This is a genomic window from Chitinophaga pinensis DSM 2588, assembly GCF_000024005.1.
Taxonomy (GTDB): Bacteria; Bacteroidota; Bacteroidia; order Chitinophagales; family Chitinophagaceae; genus Chitinophaga; species Chitinophaga pinensis.
This window is the reverse complement of record NC_013132.1, coordinates 4478229-4499111: the sequence shown is the minus strand read 5'-3', so window position 1 is coordinate 4499111 and position 20883 is coordinate 4478229. Positions and strand designations below refer to the sequence as shown.

14 protein-coding genes are annotated in these 20883 nt (G+C 46.4%); 6 read left to right on the top strand and 8 right to left on the bottom strand.

The window, feature by feature from the left end; genetic code table 11:
• Nucleotides 1–217: 217 nt before the first annotated feature.
• Complete coding sequence (locus CPIN_RS17910; RefSeq protein ID WP_012791242.1) at nt 218–490, bottom strand: DUF5952 family protein; 273 nt, start codon at nt 488–490, stop codon at nt 218–220.
• A 378-nt stretch (nt 491–868) separates the two neighbouring features.
• Nucleotides 869–1393, bottom strand: coding sequence for a UpxY family transcription antiterminator (locus CPIN_RS17900; RefSeq protein ID WP_012791241.1), 525 nt, complete (start codon nt 1391–1393; stop codon nt 869–871).
• Between the two features lie 593 nt (nt 1394–1986).
• Between CPIN_RS17900 and CPIN_RS17895 the strand changes: the two genes are divergently transcribed.
• Nucleotides 1987–2499 (top strand): RNA polymerase sigma factor, encoded by a 513-nt coding sequence (locus CPIN_RS17895; RefSeq protein ID WP_012791240.1) that lies wholly within the window; start codon nt 1987–1989, stop codon nt 2497–2499.
• A 189-nt stretch (nt 2500–2688) separates the two neighbouring features.
• Here CPIN_RS17895 and CPIN_RS17890 read toward each other — a convergent pair whose 3' ends face one another.
• From CPIN_RS17890 to CPIN_RS17870, 5 genes are all read right to left on the bottom strand, one after another.
• Nucleotides 2689–3426 (bottom strand): DUF4397 domain-containing protein, encoded by a 738-nt coding sequence (locus CPIN_RS17890; RefSeq protein WP_012791239.1) that lies wholly within the window; start codon nt 3424–3426, stop codon nt 2689–2691.
• 87 nt (nt 3427–3513) lie between these two features.
• Entirely contained in the window at nt 3514–4863 is a 1350-nt protein-coding gene (locus tag CPIN_RS17885) for a beta-helix domain-containing protein (protein ID WP_012791238.1), read from the bottom strand.
• A gap of 81 nt (nt 4864–4944) precedes the next feature.
• Nucleotides 4945–8217 (bottom strand): TonB-dependent receptor, encoded by a 3273-nt coding sequence (locus tag CPIN_RS17880; protein ID WP_012791237.1) that lies wholly within the window; start codon nt 8215–8217, stop codon nt 4945–4947.
• Nucleotides 8218–8304: 87 nt separating this feature from the next.
• A complete protein-coding gene (locus CPIN_RS36750; RefSeq protein ID WP_012791236.1) occupies nt 8305–9276 on the bottom strand; it encodes a FecR domain-containing protein in 972 nt (323 codons plus the stop codon).
• A gap of 56 nt (nt 9277–9332) precedes the next feature.
• Nucleotides 9333–10688 carry a S41 family peptidase gene (locus CPIN_RS17870; protein WP_148230588.1) on the bottom strand — a complete coding sequence of 452 codons (1356 nt, stop codon included), beginning with the start codon at nt 10686–10688 and terminating at the stop codon, nt 9333–9335.
• A gap of 139 nt (nt 10689–10827) precedes the next feature.
• Between CPIN_RS17870 and CPIN_RS17865 the strand changes: the two genes are divergently transcribed.
• Nucleotides 10828–11451, top strand: coding sequence for an HAD family hydrolase (locus tag CPIN_RS17865; protein WP_012791233.1), 624 nt, complete (start codon nt 10828–10830; stop codon nt 11449–11451).
• Nucleotides 11452–11540: 89 nt separating this feature from the next.
• On the opposite strand, the gene CPIN_RS17860 is transcribed toward CPIN_RS17865, so the two are convergent.
• Nucleotides 11541–12446 carry an AraC family transcriptional regulator gene (locus CPIN_RS17860; protein ID WP_012791232.1) on the bottom strand — a complete coding sequence of 302 codons (906 nt, stop codon included), beginning with the start codon at nt 12444–12446 and terminating at the stop codon, nt 11541–11543.
• 206 nt (nt 12447–12652) lie between these two features.
• Between CPIN_RS17860 and CPIN_RS17855 the strand changes: the two genes are divergently transcribed.
• From CPIN_RS17855 to CPIN_RS17840, 4 genes are read left to right on the top strand one after another with little or no spacing between them, the layout of a single operon-like run.
• On the top strand, nt 12653–14848 hold the full coding sequence (locus tag CPIN_RS17855; RefSeq protein WP_012791231.1) for an alpha-amylase family protein: 2196 nt from the start codon (nt 12653–12655) through the stop codon (nt 14846–14848).
• Nucleotides 14849–14875: 27 nt separating this feature from the next.
• On the top strand, nt 14876–18178 hold the full coding sequence (locus tag CPIN_RS17850; protein WP_012791230.1) for a DUF5107 domain-containing protein: 3303 nt from the start codon (nt 14876–14878) through the stop codon (nt 18176–18178).
• Complete coding sequence (locus CPIN_RS17845) at nt 18172–19239, top strand: aldose epimerase family protein (protein ID WP_012791229.1); 1068 nt, start codon at nt 18172–18174, stop codon at nt 19237–19239. The genes CPIN_RS17850 and CPIN_RS17845 overlap by 7 nt, the downstream gene beginning before the upstream one ends.
• A gap of 36 nt (nt 19240–19275) precedes the next feature.
• Nucleotides 19276–20604: a sugar porter family MFS transporter gene (locus CPIN_RS17840; protein WP_012791228.1), complete on the top strand. Its 1329-nt coding sequence runs from the start codon at nt 19276–19278 to the stop codon at nt 20602–20604.
• Nucleotides 20605–20883 lie beyond the last annotated feature (279 nt).

Below are 20883 nucleotides of genomic sequence, written 5' to 3'. Positions count from 1 at the left end.
CAATCAATTATCGAAAGCCTAAGAAAAAGGCCCCATATTTGGCAAATCAATCCTGTCAACCAGGGGACGATTTTATATTGCTGTAAATAGTATACAAACGTAGAAACGTAGCGTTTGCTGTTCTTTAAGTGTTAGCTGACCGGCCGGGGTACTTTGTACCTTGGCCTTCCTTCAATTCCCACTTATCACCATATCAGCTTCTATAAACAATATCAGCTCATTCTATCGTAAAACGGGCATAAAAAGCCTCTCTGATGTTATCCAGTTCGTCTACTTCTTCTCCACTACAAATCACCTCAGTACCTGATAAGAGATAGTCGATCACCTGTTGTATACGAATCACGATAGGCTTAAAGTGATGTTTACTGATGAACATATACTTATCCTCTATCTGGGGCTTGGTGAAGGCGTCTGCCTTCAGGGTGTGATTAACAAGGATACCGACTTCATTGATAAATTCACAGTTGATCGTTAATGTGTACTTTTCCATAAACGAACTATTTTAATCATTAAAAAATGGGGGAAACAATCGTTAACTATAGAGTGAAAGTGCCTGTCGTTGTTGTACTAACAGCTTAAGGTCTTTCTATTCCTGTCCGAAGGGGTGCATAATCATATGTCTTGTTGAAGAAGATGCAGGTGAAAGTATTTTGGCAAGCAACTGATTACAGCTGCCCGAAGGACTACAATCCACATAAAAACAGGGACCGCTTGCTTCCAGCTGATTCACTGCGGCGGTAAACCGGACCGGTTCCCGCACAGCTTCCCGGCAATAAGCGGCATCAACGCTGAAAAGCGGTCTGGCCTGCAAACAGAAAAACGGGAGTAGGCATAGTGGGAAATTGGGTACAGTAAAATGTATCTGTTTTTAGTCTATTCTTTCCAGCTGATCACCTTCTATTTCCACAGAAACCGCCTGGCTGATAGCAGGCAATTTCAATACAAACCGCATCTGACCTGATTTCCGTAGTAAGATCCCTTCCATCCCGGTAAAGATGCCCTGTGTAATACGAACACGATCTCCTACACAGTAATAATATTCCAGGGCAATATCCTGGCCTCTCTCCTCAATCTTCCTGATGTGTTGTATCTCACGCTCGCTGACGCTTACCGGCTGACCACTGAACGACACCAGCGAAAGCACCCCGGGGATGCCCAGTATATTGACCTTGTGCTGCAACTTTATCTTTACAAAGATGTAATTTGGGAACAGGGGCACCTCTATCTGCTTCAGCCTGTCACTCCACTTCCTCGTCTCCCTCCGGAGCGGCAGATAGTGTTCTATCTGCTGATCGACAATGTCTTTTGCTACCTTCCTCTCAAAGTTTGCGCGCGTGTAAGCTACATACCATTTTGTGTCTACTAATGGGGCGACTGGTGTTCCGTTTTTCATATAAAGATGCTTCAGTAAAAAATAGTTTTCCCAACACGATCCGTTTGGCACAGTCTCACGCAGGTGGAATTTATAAAGCAATGGGAAACACTACAGGCGCAGAAAAGTCAGAGCCAGATGAGTTGCGGTTCTACTCATTTCAAGTGTTACATGATAACGGTTGGTCTTTAATGATCTCAGGCGGACAGCGCTTCGCCCAGCTATGTCCCAGTAGACATATTATTTATAAAAACAGGGGCACTCTAAATACTAGGCTTTGCTGATATCCGGGGTTTCCATTTTTAAGCAATTCTATGGGTTATCAATCACTGGGGTACAAACCTGTTGAATTATCTTATTGCTTTGAACTGAGAATATCAACTGAAACTAAATTAATATAATAAAATTAAACTAACAAGTGCTTATGCAGGAAATACGGGTAAATTAATATCAGGTATTTCAAAATTGCACACATTTAAATAAAATCATTTTCATCATGAAAAATGACCGCACTTACCAGGTATTTATCTAATGTTCAAAAGTAGCTGTGCGTGATGTAAGTGTTAACATTCAGTTAATCTACGAAGGTTATCTTTAACACTCAATGTAATAGTATGATTTTGTCCTTGAGCCCCGCCAAGAGAAAAGAGTTCAACACTATTTACCATGCCACTCATGGAAGACTGTACAATACATTTTTAAAGTTGACCAAAGATGAGACACTCGTAAAAGATATTCTTCAACAATGTTACCTGAAGCTCTGGGAAAACTGGGAGCAGATTGCCGACAAAACAGACATATACCCATTACTTTTCACCTATTCACGTAACATCTTCATTGACGAGTTACGTAAAATAAAAGCCAGAAAGACATTATTGCAACACATCAGTGCGTCTGGAGAAAACAGTGGCAGTTCTGAAGATCACTATATACTGAAAGAATGCCTGGCCACAGTGAACACCGCTGTAAAACATATGCCGGCGAGAAGAAGAGAAGTCTATAAACTGGCGCTTGAAGAAGGCATGAGTAGAAGGAATATTGCAGATCTGCTGTCTTTGTCACCAAATACCATTGACTGTCACCTACAGGAGGCCATGAAAACGATTCGCACCATTGTAAACAGTTAATCAGAACGAAGATCCCTATATTATCATTTTTCTTACTCCGTTGCAGGTAGTTTATTACCTGTTGTCCTATTATTTTTTTACCAAAAAATATTAAATTCGCGTAACAGCTTATAGCCAAATGCTGTAATAAATACGCAAAAAAATGCCGCTACCAGGAATAGCGGCATTTTTATATGGATGCATAACCAATCATAATTTAAGCCCAATCAGTAATTCTCCACTGATATAAGTCCATGATGCATCACCAACATTATAGAGCTTCATCAGATAAACGTTATTCTGGTCATAGGGAGACAGCATGTTAGCAGAGTAACTCTCCACAGGGATAATGAGTTCGCCGGTAGCATGATCCGCTACTTCCAGGTAGTATGTCCCTGCTTTGGGTAATGGCAGTTCAACATATTCCGACGGTGTCATGTAATCAATATCATTCAATTCTCCGATCTTCACAAAAGTATAATCGTCCAGATTGAGATCATAAAACCGTACGTCAATACGACGGCTTTTCAGTATGCTGGTCGTATCTGTATTAAGCAGGCTAAATTTTCTTGTACCAGCAGCCGGAGGCGTAGTTTCAAGATTGGCGGCTGACAGCATAAGCGGTGTAGTTCCCTCTCCCAGGCTAACCAATGTATATTCCACACCCGGGCGTTCAATATCGATCAGTGAATCGATGAAATAGTGGTCACTTCCTGCTTCCTTTATTTTCAATCGCTGTTTTCCTGTTGCTACGTAACGGGACAAGGTACTGATTGCGGACAGGCTATCTGCCAGCAGACTATCGCCTACCATCACTTCATAATATTGGGCGATACTGGAAGACGTCATCCGGAAAGTTGCATAAGAAGGCAGTTCCGGTAATTCACCCCGCTTCTGGCAGGCAGAAAAAAAAGCAATTGTCAGTAAGAGAAAGAGGATCTTTTTCATTTATAGTTCAACATTTAATTGTAATAACAGGTGCTGCCGTAGCAGCACCTGTGGCCTATGTTTAGTTCAATAAGTCAACAAAATGGATTAATAGTTACCGTTAGCTGGATCGTAAGAAGCCCAGTTATCATCCCAACGCACGCTGCCTGCTGCACCGAATGCACCTTTACCTGCGTTAGCAGCTAATGTGTAACGGAAATCAGGAGCAGGATAGTTGAAAGGAGCCTGCAGACCAGCAAAGCTGAATGCGTTTGCGATGTTGCTTGTAACGTTACCGCTCCAACCTACCCAGGCAGCTACCGGAGTTGGTGTAACGCCAAGTGTGAAGCCATGTACGCGGCTGTTGGTGAATACACCATCACCAGCAGTAGAGATGTGAGTAACAGCGCCAGCGCCATCAAAGATCACACCTGCTTCGTCATAACCTGCAATGATTGAATTAGTCAGGTTGAAAGAAGAGTTTCTTCTCCAACGAGCACCGTACAACAGACTGTCTCTTCTTACTTCAGAACCAAGGATGGTGAAGTTAGCCAGCGTAGGACGGGTGATAGGAGTTGCACTGGTACCACCAGCGTTGTTGTCAGACTCGATACCGTTTGGATCTGCAGTTACAGGAACACCAGGGTATCTCAGAGATACTGCATACTGGATATTACCCACGTAACCCAGGTCAAAATCGAACTCGTCATCGTTATTAGCAAATGCCACCAGGTGTTTCGCATTAACGGTTCCACCGAAAAATTCGAAAGCATCATCAGCGCCAAAAGACACCTGGATGCTATCCAGTACCGTACCGCTACCGACACCGCCTAAAGTCAGACCGTTGATTTCGTTACCGTTACCCAGATCACGACCAGCATACTCGATACGTACACATTTCAGTGTACCACCATTGTGAGAAGCATTGGTACCACCGTAGGTGATAGAATAACCTGCAGGAATTTCAGCAGGCAGGATACCTTCGATCTGTGAACCATTAGCGTTGGTTGGAGCATCACCCAGGATAACGATGCCACCCCAGTCGCCAGGAGCACGCTGAGTCTTTGGTTTGTCAGAAGTGAAAACGATAGATGTGTTTGCGTTACCGTCCGCGATCAGTTTACCACCTTTGGTAATGATCAGGTAGGAAGTACCGCGTGTAGAATTAGATTTTCCCTTTATGAGGGTGTTTGGCTGTATCAGCAATGTGGCGCCATTCTGTACATAGGTTGGACCGTCGAGGATCCATACTCTGTCATTGGTCAACGTAAATGTACCGCTGGCAATGGTAGCAGGAATAGTTCCTGTGAGGGATGGCCAGGAGCGGGTATCAGCACCAACACCTGCGTTTACTGAACGATCAAACTGACCTTCTTTCTGGTCAATTGCTCCTTCCTTTTTGCAGGAAGTAAAAATAGCCGAAGCAGCGATAGCTGCAATAAATACGCGTTTTAACATGAGGTTCCTTTTAAATAATGGTTAATAAACAATCTATATCGAACTAAAACAGGTTTTCAATGATTATTGCGCGATACGGTATCAGAAAGTATAGCTGGCGCTGATCGTAAAGTTTCTGCCATACCAGAACTTACGTCTCAGCTCATCATACCGGCTGTCATACTTTTTCCCGCTGGGATCGTTTGGAATAATAAGGTTTCCATACTGATCAAACTCCCCTGGCACTCCCGAGGCATTGGGTTTCCATATATTTTTGTGGTTATTATAGTATCTGATCACCGGCTGGTTCAGCAGATCAGCCGCATTCAATTTGATCTCAGCCTTGTTATTCTTCATAAAGCGGTAATTCAGCTGTAAATCCACCACATCCCTGGCTTTCTCATATTCATTATATTCATCCAGCTCAGAACCAAAGATGATACGCTCTCCCACCCTGTTGTATACTGCATTAAAACCTATATGTTTGCCTGTATATATCACACCGCCGTTGATGATGTAAGGCGCCTGACCAAACAGCGGACGGTTACGTCTTGCTGGCTGTATGATCTCCTTATTATCATCAATACGAATTCTTACTTCCGCGTCATACTCTACCTTGGCATTGAGATAAGAGAAGTTACCGGAGAGGTAAAGATTTTTCAGAAATTCAGAGGTTTCATTGATGAACCCTGCTGACTTACGGAAGTTGAATTCAAAACCCAGATCGGTTGCCGATTTCATGTTCACATACTGCATCGTCAATACGTGCGCGGGTATCATGGCTGCTTCCAGCTGCAGTTCTATCGGATCCCTGAATTTCTTATAAAAGGCAGAGAAGGATATCAGCTCCTGCGGAGAAGGATAAAACTCTATACGAAGATCCACGTTCCTGATAGCAGTTGGTCTCAGGTTATCACCACTCACCCAGGTATCTTCCTCCGGTTTATAATATTCAAAGAAAGACAGTTCTCTCAGGTCAGGTCTTGCTACAGAGTGATAATAAGATGCTCTCACATTGAATTTAGGCGTGATCTCATAGATCAGGTTGACGGAGGGCAACCAGTCTGTTTTATCAATCGTTACAACAGTATCGGAAAGTGTGATCGTGCCATCTCCTTTTGCCCTGGTATCCAAAGTGAGGGAGTTCATATAGTTCTTTTCCACGCGCAAACCGCCCGCAAATCGTAACTGTTTCGTAAAATGTCCGTCCAGCATCAGGTAACCTGCATGTAAACGCTGATAAGCATTATACCCGTTTGCACGTCCGCGTTCCTGGTTCTGCGATGCCAGCATGGAGAAATATATCAGCTTACCATATCCGAAATTGGACTTGTCATACACCTCATAATAAGGAAGCCCCGTCAGTTTACCTGCCAGATCTGAAGCACCGGCGTCTGGTCTGATACTGAACTGTTCTGCCTCAAAATCTGCTTTTCTGTAAGTACCCTGATAACCGGCCTTTACCTGTTGTTGTAGCCCACCTAAGGTAAAAGGTTGCAAGCCTTCCGCACTCCAGGTATAACGGCGCTCCTTCAGGTCGGAATAATAGGTACTGGTACGTAACTGGTTGGCATCGTTATATACATAACCGAAGAGTTGCGCTCCCGGCGCTCTCTCACCCATGATACGTTTGTTATCCGGCTCCTTACGGTTAGTAGAGGAAAGACTTCCGTTCCAGTTAAACCGGAAACCCTTTTTACCGATAGTATGCTCACCTTCCAGTTTGCTCTGGAAAATGGTATTATACAAAGGGAAGTTTGAAAATGCGTCGATGTCTGTGCCGGAATAAAGGTTTTGTCCTTTATACAGGCGAGTCCTTTCCGTGAACTTCTGGGTGAAGATACTCTTCATGGCCAGCTTATGTTTCCCGAAGGAGTAACCAAGGTTCAGCAATCCGCTGAGGTTATTGTCAAACAGGTATTCCTTTCCCTCATAATAGTGAATCTCGATGGGTGCATGGTCAACATAATCCTGGGCCGTCTGCTGATTCCTGTAGGTCAGTGCAAAAATGCCTCCGAAACGTCTGCCGTCTTTCAGCTGTTTTACCCTTCCGACATTCAGCTCATAATCCTGTACCGGTTTACCAGTAAAACGATACATTGTAAACCTGTTCGGGAAATCGGCACTGACAGCACCGTATTTTTTACGACTTTCCGTGTCGGTACCATAATATCCTTCTGCCACCAGTTTTGCATATTCACCTGACTGATAAGTACCAGGCAGTTTGCGACTACCGTCATCAAAACCCAGGTAATCGTATTTACCCCTTTCTGGTCCGTAAAAATCCTTACCCGTGGTTTTCGTATTGAAACCGGTACCCAACTTGATACGCACGAAGTTTTCAACCGGAATATCTCTTGTCGTCATATCTACTACCCCGCCCGAGAACTCTCCCGGCAGATCAGGTGTAGCCGTCTTATATACTACCACATTATCGATCAGAGCACTAGGTATTACGTCAAATGCAAAGTTGCGGGCATTCGGTTCTGTACTGGGCAACAGTGAGCCATTCAGCTGTACGTTATTATAACGGTCACTCAGACCACGTACGATCACAAAGCGGTTATCCTGTACATTCAGTCCGCTTACACGATTCAGCACCTGGGCCACATTATTATCCGGTGTACGCAGTATCTGCTCTCTTACAATGCCATCCAGCGTAGCCGCGCTACTTTTCTGACGGGCAAACATTCCTTCTATGGATGCCTTTCTATAGTCTGCGGTGATCACCACTTCGTTCAGTGATTTGGAGGAAGGCTTCATGGATATATCCAGGGGGGTATTTTCCCCTGCCTTTACAATGATGCCTGTAATGCGACGGCTCAGGTAAGAGATGAAGCGTACTTCCATGGTGTAAGTACCCGCAGGTATCTCTATATTATAAGTACCATCTACACTACTCTGCATCCCTTTATTCACTTCGATGATATGAATAGTAGCACCGGGCAACATTTCCCCTTTTTCATCTATCACACGGCCGCTGACCAATCCTGGTTTAGGTTGTACCACTGGCTGACGGGGAGCAGTACTTATTCTTACCGCGATCTGTCTGTCGTCTACATCATATACCAGGGTTGCCTGTTGTTGCAGATCCGTCAATACTTTACCAAGCGGCTGTTTATTGAAGACTGCGTGACGGATACTTACATTACCCGCAGCCTGTTTATCATACGAAAATGAATAACGTGTCTGTTTACCTATTGCAAGCAATACTTCATCGAGTGTAGCACGTTCCATATTGCAGGTGATCGCATCCCTCAATGCACCGACACCCTGCTGGGCATATGCGAATGGCAGGCATAAAGAAATAAATAAGACAGTCAAAAAGAATCTCTTCGTCGTTGTTTCTGATGCGACTTTCAAAGTAAGGAACATAGTTTCGTTTAATTTACCCTTTGGACAATACACTACAGTTAAGGTGCACGAGGTGCCCTTTCAATACATGATTACCGGAATGTGTTTTTATGGCTTGATGATCAATTTTCCTGATTTCTCTTCCAGGTGCAATCCGTGTACAAACAAAATTTTTCTTAACAACTCCGCCGGCGGTTTTCGCATATAGGTGCCGGTGAGTCTCTTTCCATTCAGGATTGCCGGTTGCTGGCAAACAATATCTACTTTATAGGTTGTAGCTACTCTTTTCAAGACATCTGCCAGTGGCAGGTCATTAAATACGATCTGTCCGCTAAGCCACTCTCTCGTCGAACCAATATCTGTACTCCGCACCTCCATGGAATGCTTCTCAACATTATAACTCATCAGCTGACCCGGTGAAAGGATGTATTTTTCCTTATCTGCTGATATCTCCACTTTCCCCTGTACAAGTGTGACGCGTATATCATTCTCGTTCTCGTAGTGTTCTATATTAAATGCGGTACCCAGTACCACTGTCGTAACATTGCCTGTCTTCACCCGGAAAGGCCGGCCCGGATCACCTGCTACATCAAAAAATGCCTCCCCTGTGACCGTCACCTCACGTTCCCTGTCATTGTAAGCGGTTTCATTATAGGAAAGAGCTGCACTTGCATTCAGCCAGATACTCGTGCCATCCGGCATACTGACTTTCTTCACTTCCTGTCCGTCATTACGTAATGAGATCCATTCGTCAGGCTCCTGTTCTTTCATTTTCGGTCTGGATGACCAGAACGCGACTCCGGAAACTGCTATCAGGATCGTAATACCTGCGGCTACCTGCCAGCGTTTCATCTTAGACACAATTCCCTTTCTGCTACGGGCATTAATACTACTGTGAATATCATCCAACAGCGACTCACTTACCATATCCGGCACGTGGCTATCCACCGTCTCTTCCAGTGAGAGGATATGCCTGTGTACTTCCTCTTCATTTCCTTCCTCCAGGTACTTTAAAACCGCTTGCTCTTCTTCAGGTGTACACTGTCCATCCAGATATTTTTTTAACAGGTCGCTGTTCATTGATGATGTTTATACATATTAACTACGGATGAGGAAAACAGTTTTACTAGTCCGGACTATCTTTTTTTTATAATTGGCGGAAAAAACCGGCTTCTTGCTTCCGAAGATGCGGACACAGACCTGCCTGGCAACATTTTCCCAGCTATCCTGCCCCCTGCATTGTCTAATGCCGCTTCAATCAGCACGTCCTTTTCATCCCCCAGCGCCCGCAAAGGCAGCCGGGCAAATTCATCCGCTACAATCCCGGGTGTCAGTCCTGCACTGTAATCTCCCTTCCCGAGTGCATTATATAATTTAAATACCAGCGGGAAAAGTGTATAATTGACTTTCGGTGTAGCTCCCTGGTCGCTGATGGCAAAACTCGCCATATCTTTCCCCATGGTTTTCCCACCTATCTGCACCACCTCCATATAAGGCGACAGGTTATTGACAAGCAACTCTGCTGCGGAAGCGGTTCCGGCAGACGTAAGAATAATCAGTTTATTCAATGACAGCCTGTAAGACGCCAGTTCCTCAAATGTATAAGGATACGGGGCGTCATTCAAAGCATCCTGGAAGGAGCTATTAATAGTGCCGCCATTCCGGTTGGCTTTATACGTCACGAAAAGTGCGCTTGCCTGTACCGGGGCGACAACTGCTCCGATCAACGCAGCAGAAGAAACATCCCCTCCCGGATTATAACGCAGGTCCAGTATCAGACTACTGATACCCGCCTGTTTAAGCTTATATAAGGAATCCAGCAACTGCTGGTCAAAACGGCCGTCAAAGTAGTTATAAAAGAGATAGCCGGTCTTCTGTGTACCCTCGCCGAATACCTTTGCCAGGTACACCGGTTGCTCCGTAAAGTGCGTAGGTGGCAGCATAATACTGGCGGCTTCTTTTAACTGTCCGTCTTCCAGGCGAACGGTGTTCAGGGTCACCCCCTTCCCTTCTTTCAGCACCTGGTGTAATGCTTCCGCAGAAGATGCAGTCAATTCCTGTCCGTTAACAGCAGTAAACAGATCCCCCCTTTTCAGCCCCTGTGCAGCCGCTGATCCTCCCGGCACAGCCAGTGTCACAGTACCAACCCAACGGTCGCCGGCTTCCTTCAGTTGCGTAAAGGCATATTCCAGGCCGTAATAGGCAAACGAAGAATAAGCAGTTAAGGGATGATCCGGATCCAGCAGATAGGAGAAACGGTCTGCAGGATGCAGCAATCCAGCCAGGAACTTACGGGCATCCGGATCCGCCGCCGGACGTGCCGGCAACTGATCATTCCAGTAATAATAGACCCGCATACTGTCCAGGATCCACTGATTCCCCTCTGGAAGGGGCGTAAGTGGTCCTGTTTCCTCCTTACGGCAGGAAAGTGAGCCAAGTATCCATAAGGTCAATAAAAGACTCCAAAAATGGCTATATTGATGATCCTTCATATGCAGCAGCAATTGAATCCCCTTATACTACGTTTGCAAAAACAGATTTTACTAGCGGAGCATGAAAAAAACAACAGGTTCCATAATTTTAACTATAGAATGCACGATCTTTAATTTATTTGTCAATTACCTTTAACATATGCAGCAGAATTCAAAAATCACCACATTGTTCCTCGATATAGGCGGCGTACTACTGAGCAATGGATGGGACCGGGCCGCCAGAAGAGAAGCAGCAGCCACGTTCTCACTGGACCTTCCGGAACTAGAAGAACGTCATCACCTGACTTTTGATACTTACGAGGAAGGGAAACTGACACTTGACGAATACCTGAAAAGAACGGTTTTCTACGAACCGCGCCCTTTCAGCGAAGACGAATTCAAGTCATTCATGTACTCCCGTACAACCCCTATCCCCGAAATGATAGAGCTGGTATGTAAGATCAAGGAAAAATACGGTGTTAAAATTGCCATTGTCAATAATGAAGGCAGAGAGTTAAATGAATACCGCATCCGTCAGTTTGGTATCAACAAATTTGTAGATTTCTTCATCTCATCCTGCTTTGTCCATTTCAGAAAACCAGATGCAGATATCTGGAAAATCGCCCTGGACATCGCCCTGGTAAAGCCGGAAGAAGTATTATATGTGGATGACCGTGCCATGTTTGTGTCCGTAGCAGAAGGACTGGGTATTAACGGCCTCCAGCACGTTACTTATGCAGCCACAAAAGAGAACCTGGCGAAGTATGGGTTTGTAGTAGAATAATTATAATGCCTCTGTCAGCAAAGGGAATTTCCCCTTTGTATATCAGCCCTGTATTACACATTGCTCCGGCAAGGGTAGTACAGGGCCTTTTAATGTTCGGCCGTTTTGTTCCTGTTCCGGTATTCCGAAGGAGACATGCCCATCAGCTTGGAAAACATCCGGGAGAAATAATAGGGATCTTCCACCCCTAAACGTACCGCAATCTCCTTCACCGTCGCCGCAGAAAACAACAGGTACTGACAGGCCTTCTGTATTTTCAGATGATTGAAATATTCTATGGGTGAGTACCCGGTCTTTTCCCTGAAGACAGCCGAAAAGTGCGAAACCGATAAACCGGCATATTGTGAAAACTCCTGTAGTGTGATCAATTGATCCAGCTTTTCCTGCATCATGGTAATCGTCTGCCCGATAATATCCTGCCGCTCCTCCTGACCGGCATGGTTGAACTTTTCCTCATACAACAGCGAAGACAGGAAGTGATTGAAAATCATGTTCACATAACGCAGGTTATCATCTCCATAGCCCTTTTGCAGGTTGATACAGATATCTTCGAAAAGACGGATCCTGTTCTCATTGTAGGTAAGATGCAGCCGGAAGTTTTTGGCGCGCTGAAGGATCAGTCCGACGATATACGCAGAGATCTCTCCCTTAAAATGTATCCAGTATATTGTCCATGGTTCCTGCTCCTCCGATAGATATTTATGCGGCGTGTTAGCCGGAATAATGACAAATTGAGACGGCAGTACATCTACCCGCTTTTTATCTATCTCGATCCAGCCCTTCCCCTCTATACAGTATATAATAATGTGCTGGCTGATGCCGGACGGACGTTTGATATAATGATACCGCGCTTTAGGATAATATCCGATATCCGTAATATACAACTGGCGGGTAATCGGGTCCTGGGTAAGGAAATCAGCCGATATCTTCCTGGGCACCACAATCAGTTGCTGCCCCTCAAAACCCTCCCTTTTTTTCAATATCTTTTCCTTCATGGCGGTGGAATATGTCCCAAGATACAAAAACCAGAAAATAATCCATCATTTTCATAAGATACCCTATTTTCCGGCTTCTCCCCAAGCACGAAATTTGAACTTATAAAAATCAACACAGGAATCCACGTTATCAGCAATACCGACGACGTTACGGTCACTGGTTACAATCCACATTACAAACACCGGCAAATACAGGTCAGCAATCGATGAATTATTTCGGCAAAATATCACTGGGCAGCCTGCTGTGTTATATGACAGCAGGAACAGCACAGGCACAACAGGTCAACAACAGCAAGGATAGTACGGTCATATCCAATGCGCACGTCAGATTAACCGTGCATACCCGCAGCGGATATATCGACTATCAGTTTAGTAACGGTGTAAGATTGCAGCATACGATTGCCACGATAGAAGAAACACAGGCCGGCAGACTGTCAAGCACCGACTTTTCACAACACCAGTGTAAAACGTCGCCCGTGCAGGACGCCAATGGCCGGGGTGTACTGCTGCGTTTCACACACCGTGATCCTGCTAAAGCAATACAACTCGAACAACAGATTACCATCTATGAAAAAGCCGCTCACCTGCTGCTCAAAGTACAGGCGACAGGCAATACTACGCTGGAAACGCGTAACATCTCTCCATTAACCATACTCCCGGGGCAACAGCGCTATCTGTCTGTTCCGGGCAGTAACTCCCGCATCCTGGATGTGCCTTTCGACAATGATAACTGGGTACCGGTTGTCACCCGTCAGTGGCCCTCCGTATCAGGTATCAGTTATGAATTCACCTCCATCTACGATCAGCAGACCCTTTCTGGTCTGGTAGCCGGTAGTGTCACACATGATTTCTGGAAAACAGGCATCCGTTATGGCGCGGGAAAAGAAAACGGACGTATCGACTCCTTTATCGTATACGGCGGAGCTGCCACACCGGATGACCGTAATCTGCCGCCTGCTTATGGTGGACTGGATGGCACGCATGATCATTTCCCACATGGGACGATGCAGGGTCGGACAGTCTCCTCCCCGCTTATTTTCATCTCTGCTACAGCAGATACCCGGCAGGCATTTACCGCCTATGGAAAGGTCAACGTGCAAATAGCTGGTAAAAGTGAGTGGAAAGGAAATGCGCCCTTCTACTGGAACAGCTTCGGCGTAGAGAACGTATTGGGTTATACAAAGATCATGATGCCGCCGGATGTATTAAAGACCTCCGACTTCATCGCCTCCATGAGCAACTTCAATAAATATGCCCCTCCGGTGCTTAGCATTGACTCTTATGACCAGGCTATCTACACCACCGAGGTATTGGCATCTATCGGAGAACATGGGCGTAAAAACAGGCAGCAGATGGGATTCTATTTCATCCCCTTTGCCGTATGGACCTGGAAAAATACTGTTGAAACGCAACAACTGGCGGGTACACAAACTCCACTGAGCGAAGTCGTACTTCGTGATGGCAACCATCAACCCATCATGTACAAGGAGGGAGACTGGGCAGCTTATGCGATTGATCCTTCCCATCCTGCCACCAGACAGTCCGTCATCCAACAACTGTTAAAAGCGAAAGCCATCCATGCTACTTTTATCAAAATAGACTTCCTGACAGCGGGCGCACTGGAATCCAGCACCCGTTACAATAAAAATATCCGTTCGGGGATGCAGGCCTATAGTGAGGGAATGAAGATGCTGCGCTCCCTCGTTGACTCTATCATGGGACCAGATATCTTCCTCACTATGGCCATTTCACCTATGTTCCCACACCAGTATGCACACACCCGCTTCATCTCTACCGACGTCTACTCTCACCTGAGAGATGACCAACCGAAATTCCCCCACTATGGCAGTACCGCCGCTTCACTGGCTGCCGGTTCTCATATGTGGTGGATGCAGGGTACCTTATGGCCTTTCACCAACCTGGATGTGGTCGTGATGAAGAATTTCCAGCAAAATCCGGATCTCAGCGAACAGGAGATCAAAGTACGTCTGTATGCCATGATGGTCATGGGTAGTATTCTCGGTGATGGTTCTGACCTCCGTCAGCCAGTGGCGGCAGAGCGCTTCAGAACCTTCCTCGACCATCCCGCCCTCTGTGCCTGGTTCAGTCATCCTGCGGCTTTCACGCCTATTAGTATGTCTGAAGGTGATACGCAGGACCAGCAGCTCACCTTCTGTCATATAGGTGATACCACCCTCCTGGCGGCATTCAATTTTGTGCAGAATAAAACATTCGAAAGCAGCTGGCAGACCGCCACTGTGCTGAAAGATAAACAAGACTACGAGATCAGGGATTTCCTGAGTAATGCACTATTGGGCGAAATCCGTAAAGGACAAACTTCCTTTACCCTCAGCGTGCCTGCAAAAGATGCATTGCTCGTTAAACTGGTTCCACGTAATTAAAAGCATAAAACGCAAAAGAAAGACTATATGGAAGTGACAGTCCGGATTGAAAAAGTATCCATTCCTACCTACAAGACAGGCACACCGGAAAAGCATCCTATGTTCCTGGAGAAAAGAGTTTACCAGGGCAGCAGTGGCGTTGTGTACCCACATCCCGTTATTGAGCAGATTGCAGATGAGAAAAGTTCGCAGGAATACAATGCGGTATTCCTCGAAAATGAATTCCTGGAGATCATGATCCTCCCCGAACTGGGCGGACGTATCCAAAGGGCATATGATAAAGTCAGACAGCGTGATTTTGTGTATTATAACCAGGTGATTAAGCCGGCCCTGGTAGGACTGGCGGGTCCCTGGATCTCTGGTGGTATTGAATTCAACTGGCCACAGCACCATCGTCCGAGCACCTTCCAGGCAGTAGATTATGCCGTAGAAGAAAATAATGATGGCAGCAAAACCGTGTGGATGAATGAAGTGGAAGTGATGTTCCGGACTAAAGGAATGGCAGGTTTTACCCTGTATCCTGACAAGGCATATCTTGAGATAAAAGGCCGTTTATTCAACCGGACGATGTTCCCCCAAACCTTCCTCTGGTGGGCTAATCCGGCAGTAAAAGTGAATGACCACTATCAGTCCGTATTTCCACCAGATGTATACGCCGTATTTGATCACGGAAAAAGAGATGTATCTGATTTCCCGATCGCAACCGGTACCTATTACAAAGTAGACTATGCACCGGGTACAGATATCTCCCGCTACCATACCATTCCTGTACCGACCTCCTATATGGCCATCCGCTCGGAATACGATTTCATGGGTTGTTATGAGCACGATACACAGGCGGGAATGCTCCATGTAGCAGACCATCATGTATCACCGGGCAAAAAACAATGGACATGGGGGAATGGTGACTTCGGCTATGCATGGGACAGAAACCTGACTGACGAAGACGGTCCGTATATCGAACTCATGACCGGTATGTTTACCGACAATCAGCCCGACTTCTCCTGGTTACAGCCCAATGAAGGCAAGACCTTTGAGCAGTATTTTATGCCTTATGCGCAGACGGGCGTCGTGAAGAATGCAACCAAAGAAGCGATGCTCAATATGGAGTGGGAAGGACAACAACTGCACATCAAAATATATGCAACTGCCCTCTATAAAGACGCCAGCGTACGCGTATTACATGATGGTAAGGAAGTAAAAAACTTCCCGGCCGCCCTCTCTCCATACGCACCGTTTTCAACTACCTATGATTGCGGCGCTGCTGTAGTACCCGAACAATGGAAGGTGATCGTTGCAGATCAAAACGGCCGTGAACTTGTCTCCTGGCAACCGGCCGCACCTGTGACACACGAAATACCACCACCTGCATCCGCTGCAAAATTGCCTAAAGACATTGAGCAGGTAGAAGACCTTTATCTGAATGGTCATCACCTGGAACAATACCGTCATGCAACATTCAATCCGGTTGATTACTACGAAGAAGGATTGAGAAGAAGTCCGGGAGACATCCGCTGTAACAATGCCATGGGCTTATTACTGCTGCGTCGCGGTCAATTTGCCAAAGCGGAACCTTATTTCAGAACGGCGATCAAAACCATGACCAGCCGTAATCCGAATCCTTATGACGGCGAAGTATATTATAACCTTGGTTGTTCGCTGCTCTTACAGGACAAATCAGCCGAAGCATATGATATATTCTTCAAAGCCACCTGGAATGATGCATGGCAACACAGCGGTTTCCTCATGCTGGCACGTATCGCAACTTCCAATGGTAAATGGGATGATGCTTTGTCACTGGTAAAAAAATCACTTGTGCGCAATTATCACAACCATACTGCCCGTCACCTGCAAACGATCATCCTGCGTGAGAAAGGATTACAGGAAGATGCGATTGCCTTCGCGAAGGAATCCATACAGATCGATCCGTTTAACTACGGCTGTCTGTTTGAATGGTACCTGATCAGCAATGACAGCAGTGTATTACAACGCATGCGTTCACTGATGCACGGTTCCATCAACAACTACCTGGAACTGTCACTGGACTATGCTTATGCAGGCGCTTACGATACCGCCATCACCTTGTTACAATCTTATATCGATACTTACGACCGTGCTTCCCCGCTCCTGTACTACTATATGGGATGGTTTGCCAGCCGTAGTCATTTACCAGAGCAGGCACTGAGCTTCTATCGCAAAGCCGCCACGCAATCCCCCGATTACTGCTTCCCTAACAAAACAGAAGAAGTACTGATCCTTCAGGATGCATTGTTGCTCAACCCTACAGACGCCAAAGCCGCCTATTACCTGGGTAACCTCTGGTATGACAAACGTCAGTATACAGCAGCGATCGCCTGTTGGGATCAATCCGCCACACTGGATGATACCTATGCCACCGTGCACAGGAACCTTTCACTGGCTTACTACAACAAATTGCATCAGAAAGCGGCTGCTGTCAATGCCATGGAAAAAGCCTTTACACTGGCGCCGGATGATGCCCGTATACTCATGGAACTGGACCAGCTGTATAAGATCACCGGCCGGTCTTCACAGGAAAGATTATCACTGCTGGAAAACAATATGAAGCTGGTAGCAATGAGAGACGATCTGTACCTGGAAAGAATCACGCTTTACAATAACTTAGGAGAGTTTGAGCAGGCCCGCAGACTCCTGTCACAACGTAAATTCCATCCATGGGAAGGTGGTGAAGGAAAGGTAGTAGGACAATATATCCTTTGTCATACTGCGCTCGCAAGAAAGGCGATTGATCAGGGACAATATGAAAACGCTCTCTCTCTCCTGCAGACCCTGGAAAGCTATCCGGAGAACCTTGGTGAAGGCAAACTCTATGGTGCACAGGAAAATGACCTTCATTATCTGAGGGGCTGTGCTTATGCAGGTCTGGGTCAACAGGAAGCAGCAAACGAACAATTCCTGGCAGCTACTGTTGGTATCAGCGAACCTGTGCAGGCGATCTATTACAATGATCCGCAGCCAGACAAAATCGTTTATCAGGCACTGGCCTGGCAGCAACTGGGACAGCCGGAAAAAGCAGCCCGGATCTTTGACCGCTTCATACAATTTGGCAAGGCACATCTGCATGATGAAATCCGCATAGATTATTTCGCCGTTTCACTACCGGATATGCTGGTATTTGATATCGACCTTAACCAGCGTAACCGTATTCACTGTCTTTACCTGATGGGGTTAGGCTACCTGGGACTACAACAGGAACAACAGGGTCAGCAACATCTCGACCAGGTATTGATGCTGGATGTAAATCATCAGGGCGCTACTTTTAATCCATTTACCAGGACTATTCTATGTTAAACATACAACACCAGGCACTCTCCGCTACCCGCGTCATTTATGGCGAGACTGGCGGAGAGCCGCTTGAACAGATTACGCTGGAGAATGCAGCCATCCGTATAGAACTCATTAACCTGGGCGCTACTATCACTGCAATCTACGCCCCCGACAAAGCGGGTGTCCGTAAAAACATCGTAGCAGGTTATACTAATCTGCAAGCCTACTGGCAGAACCCGGCTTACTTTGGTGCTACTGTTGGTCGTTATGCCAACAGGATAGCCGGCGGTAAACTATCCATTAACGGTGTCAACTACCAGTTACCAGTCAACAATGACAACAACCATCTGCATGGTGGTTTTGACGGATTTCACAGGAAAGTCTGGCAGGTGATACAATGCAGTGAGAGCGAAGAACAGGCCAGCATCACCCTGGCTTATACAAGTCCTGACGGAGAAGAAGGTTATCCTGGAACACTCCGTGTCCAGGTCCGCTATATACTCGACCGGCATAACCGTCTGACCATCACATATACTGCCAGCACTGATAAAGCAACGCCGGTAAGTCTGACAAACCACTCTTACTTCAACCTGACTGGTTTTGATAATCCGCTCGTAACAAATCACCAGCTTCGTATCAATTCAGACAATTACACGGAAAAAAACAGCAGCAACACCCCTACCGGTCAACTGCTTCCCGTAGCAGGAACAGCGCTTGATTTCACGAATGCCCGTCCGGTAGGTCAGTGTATTGACCAACTCCCGGCGGACATGGGTTTTGATCATAACTATGTGCTACGCCCCTATAATACGGAGAACATTCCTGCCGCAGAACTGGAAGATCCGGAAAGTGGTCGCGTACTCCGTGTATTCACCGACCAACCCGGTATACAGCTTTACAGTGCAAACTATTGGGACGGTAGTATCACTGGCGCACAGGGCGTACCTTATCTCAAACATGGCGCTGTAGCACTTGAGACGCAGGCATTTCCTGACAGTCCGAATCATGCGCAGTTTCCCGAAACGATCCTCCGCCCCGGAGAAACTTACCGGCGGAAAACGGTCTTCGTTTTTGATGTGCAATAATTTCTTTACTTTAATTTACCACAGCGATATTCCGTTATGAAACAATCATCATTCAACAGCTCCTACGTACTGGGTATTTCCTTTATTTCTGCCCTGGGAGGCTATTTATTTGGCTTTGACTTCGCTGTGATCGCGGGAGCTTTGCCTTTTCTGCAGCAACAGTTTGGTCTGGATGCCTATTGGGAAGGATTTGCGACGGGTAGTCTGGCCTTAGGGGCGATCGTCGGCTGTATCATTGCCGGCACAATGGCGGACAAATACGGCCGTAAAAAGGGCCTTTTAGTGGCTTCTGCCATCTTTGGTATCTCTTCTCTGGCAATGGCGATTGCGCCTGACAGGAATATCTTTATTGCTTTCCGTTTCGTAGCAGGTATTGGCGTTGGCATGGCATCTATGCTGTCGCCGATGTACATTGCTGAAGTAGCACCGGCACATCTCCGCGGACGCATGGTTGCGATTAATCAGCTGACGATCGTTACCGGTATCCTGGTGACTAACATCATCAATTATGGGCTGCGCAATCATGGTGATGATGCATGGCGGTGGATGTTTGGTCTTGGCCTCTTACCTTCCCTGCTCTTCTTTCTGGGCGCTTTATGGTTACCGGAGAGTCCGCGTTGGCTGGTAAAATCCGGACGTTCAGCAGAAGCGCGGATTGTATTGCACCGTATTGGTGGCGATGACTTTGCAGCGGAATCTTTGTCTGTTATTCAAAATTCTATGACGGGTAATGAGCGGGTGAGCTATGGACATATCTTCCGGAAGGCAGTATTGCCGGCGGTGGTGGTCGGTATTATACTGGCGATCTTCCAGCAATTTTGTGGTATCAACGTGGTGTTTAACTATACGCCGAGGATCTTTAAAAGCATTGGGGTGTCGCAGGATGGACAGCTTTTACAGACAGTCTTTATCGGAGGCGTTAATCTGGTCTTTACAATTCTGGCAATGTTGCTGGTAGATAAACTGGGCCGGAAGCCGCTGATGTTAATTGGCGCCGGAGGTTTGACGGTGTTGTATATTGTTGTTGTGCGGATGTTGTCGGCGGGATCTGAGCATGTGTCCTGGTATTTGCTGGCGGCTATTGGTACTTATGCGATGTCCCTGGCGCCGGTGACCTGGGTGTTGATTGCGGAGATCTTTCCGAATAAGATCAGGAGTGCAGCGACTTCGTTTGCGGTGTTATGTTTGTGGGCGGCGTACTTTGTGTTGGTGTTTACTTTCCCGATGTTGTTTGATAAGCTGAAGGATGGGACATTTTATATTTATGCGGCGGTGTGTTTAGCGGGGTTTGTGTTTATATGGCGGAATGTGCGGGAAACGAAAGGGAAGACCTTGGAAGAATTAGAGGGTGTAATGATGCATTAATAGACAGGTATATATTTTTGCTGGCCGGCCGTGTTTTTCTGGCCGGCTTTTCTTTTTGGCGTGTGTGTCGGGCGGCTTTGCCGTGGTTTTAAATGTTGCTGCGGACTGACGCCTGTTGAGTATGTAGATGTAGCTTTAGTTTTGGGTTTGGAAATGGGTCGGGCGGCTTTGCTGTGGTGTCAGATAACCCGAACGAACTGACGCCCGTTAAGTATATGGATGTAGCTTTGGGTTGGGGATTCGGGTTGGGGCTTTGATTGGGCTTTAGCTGGGTCCAGG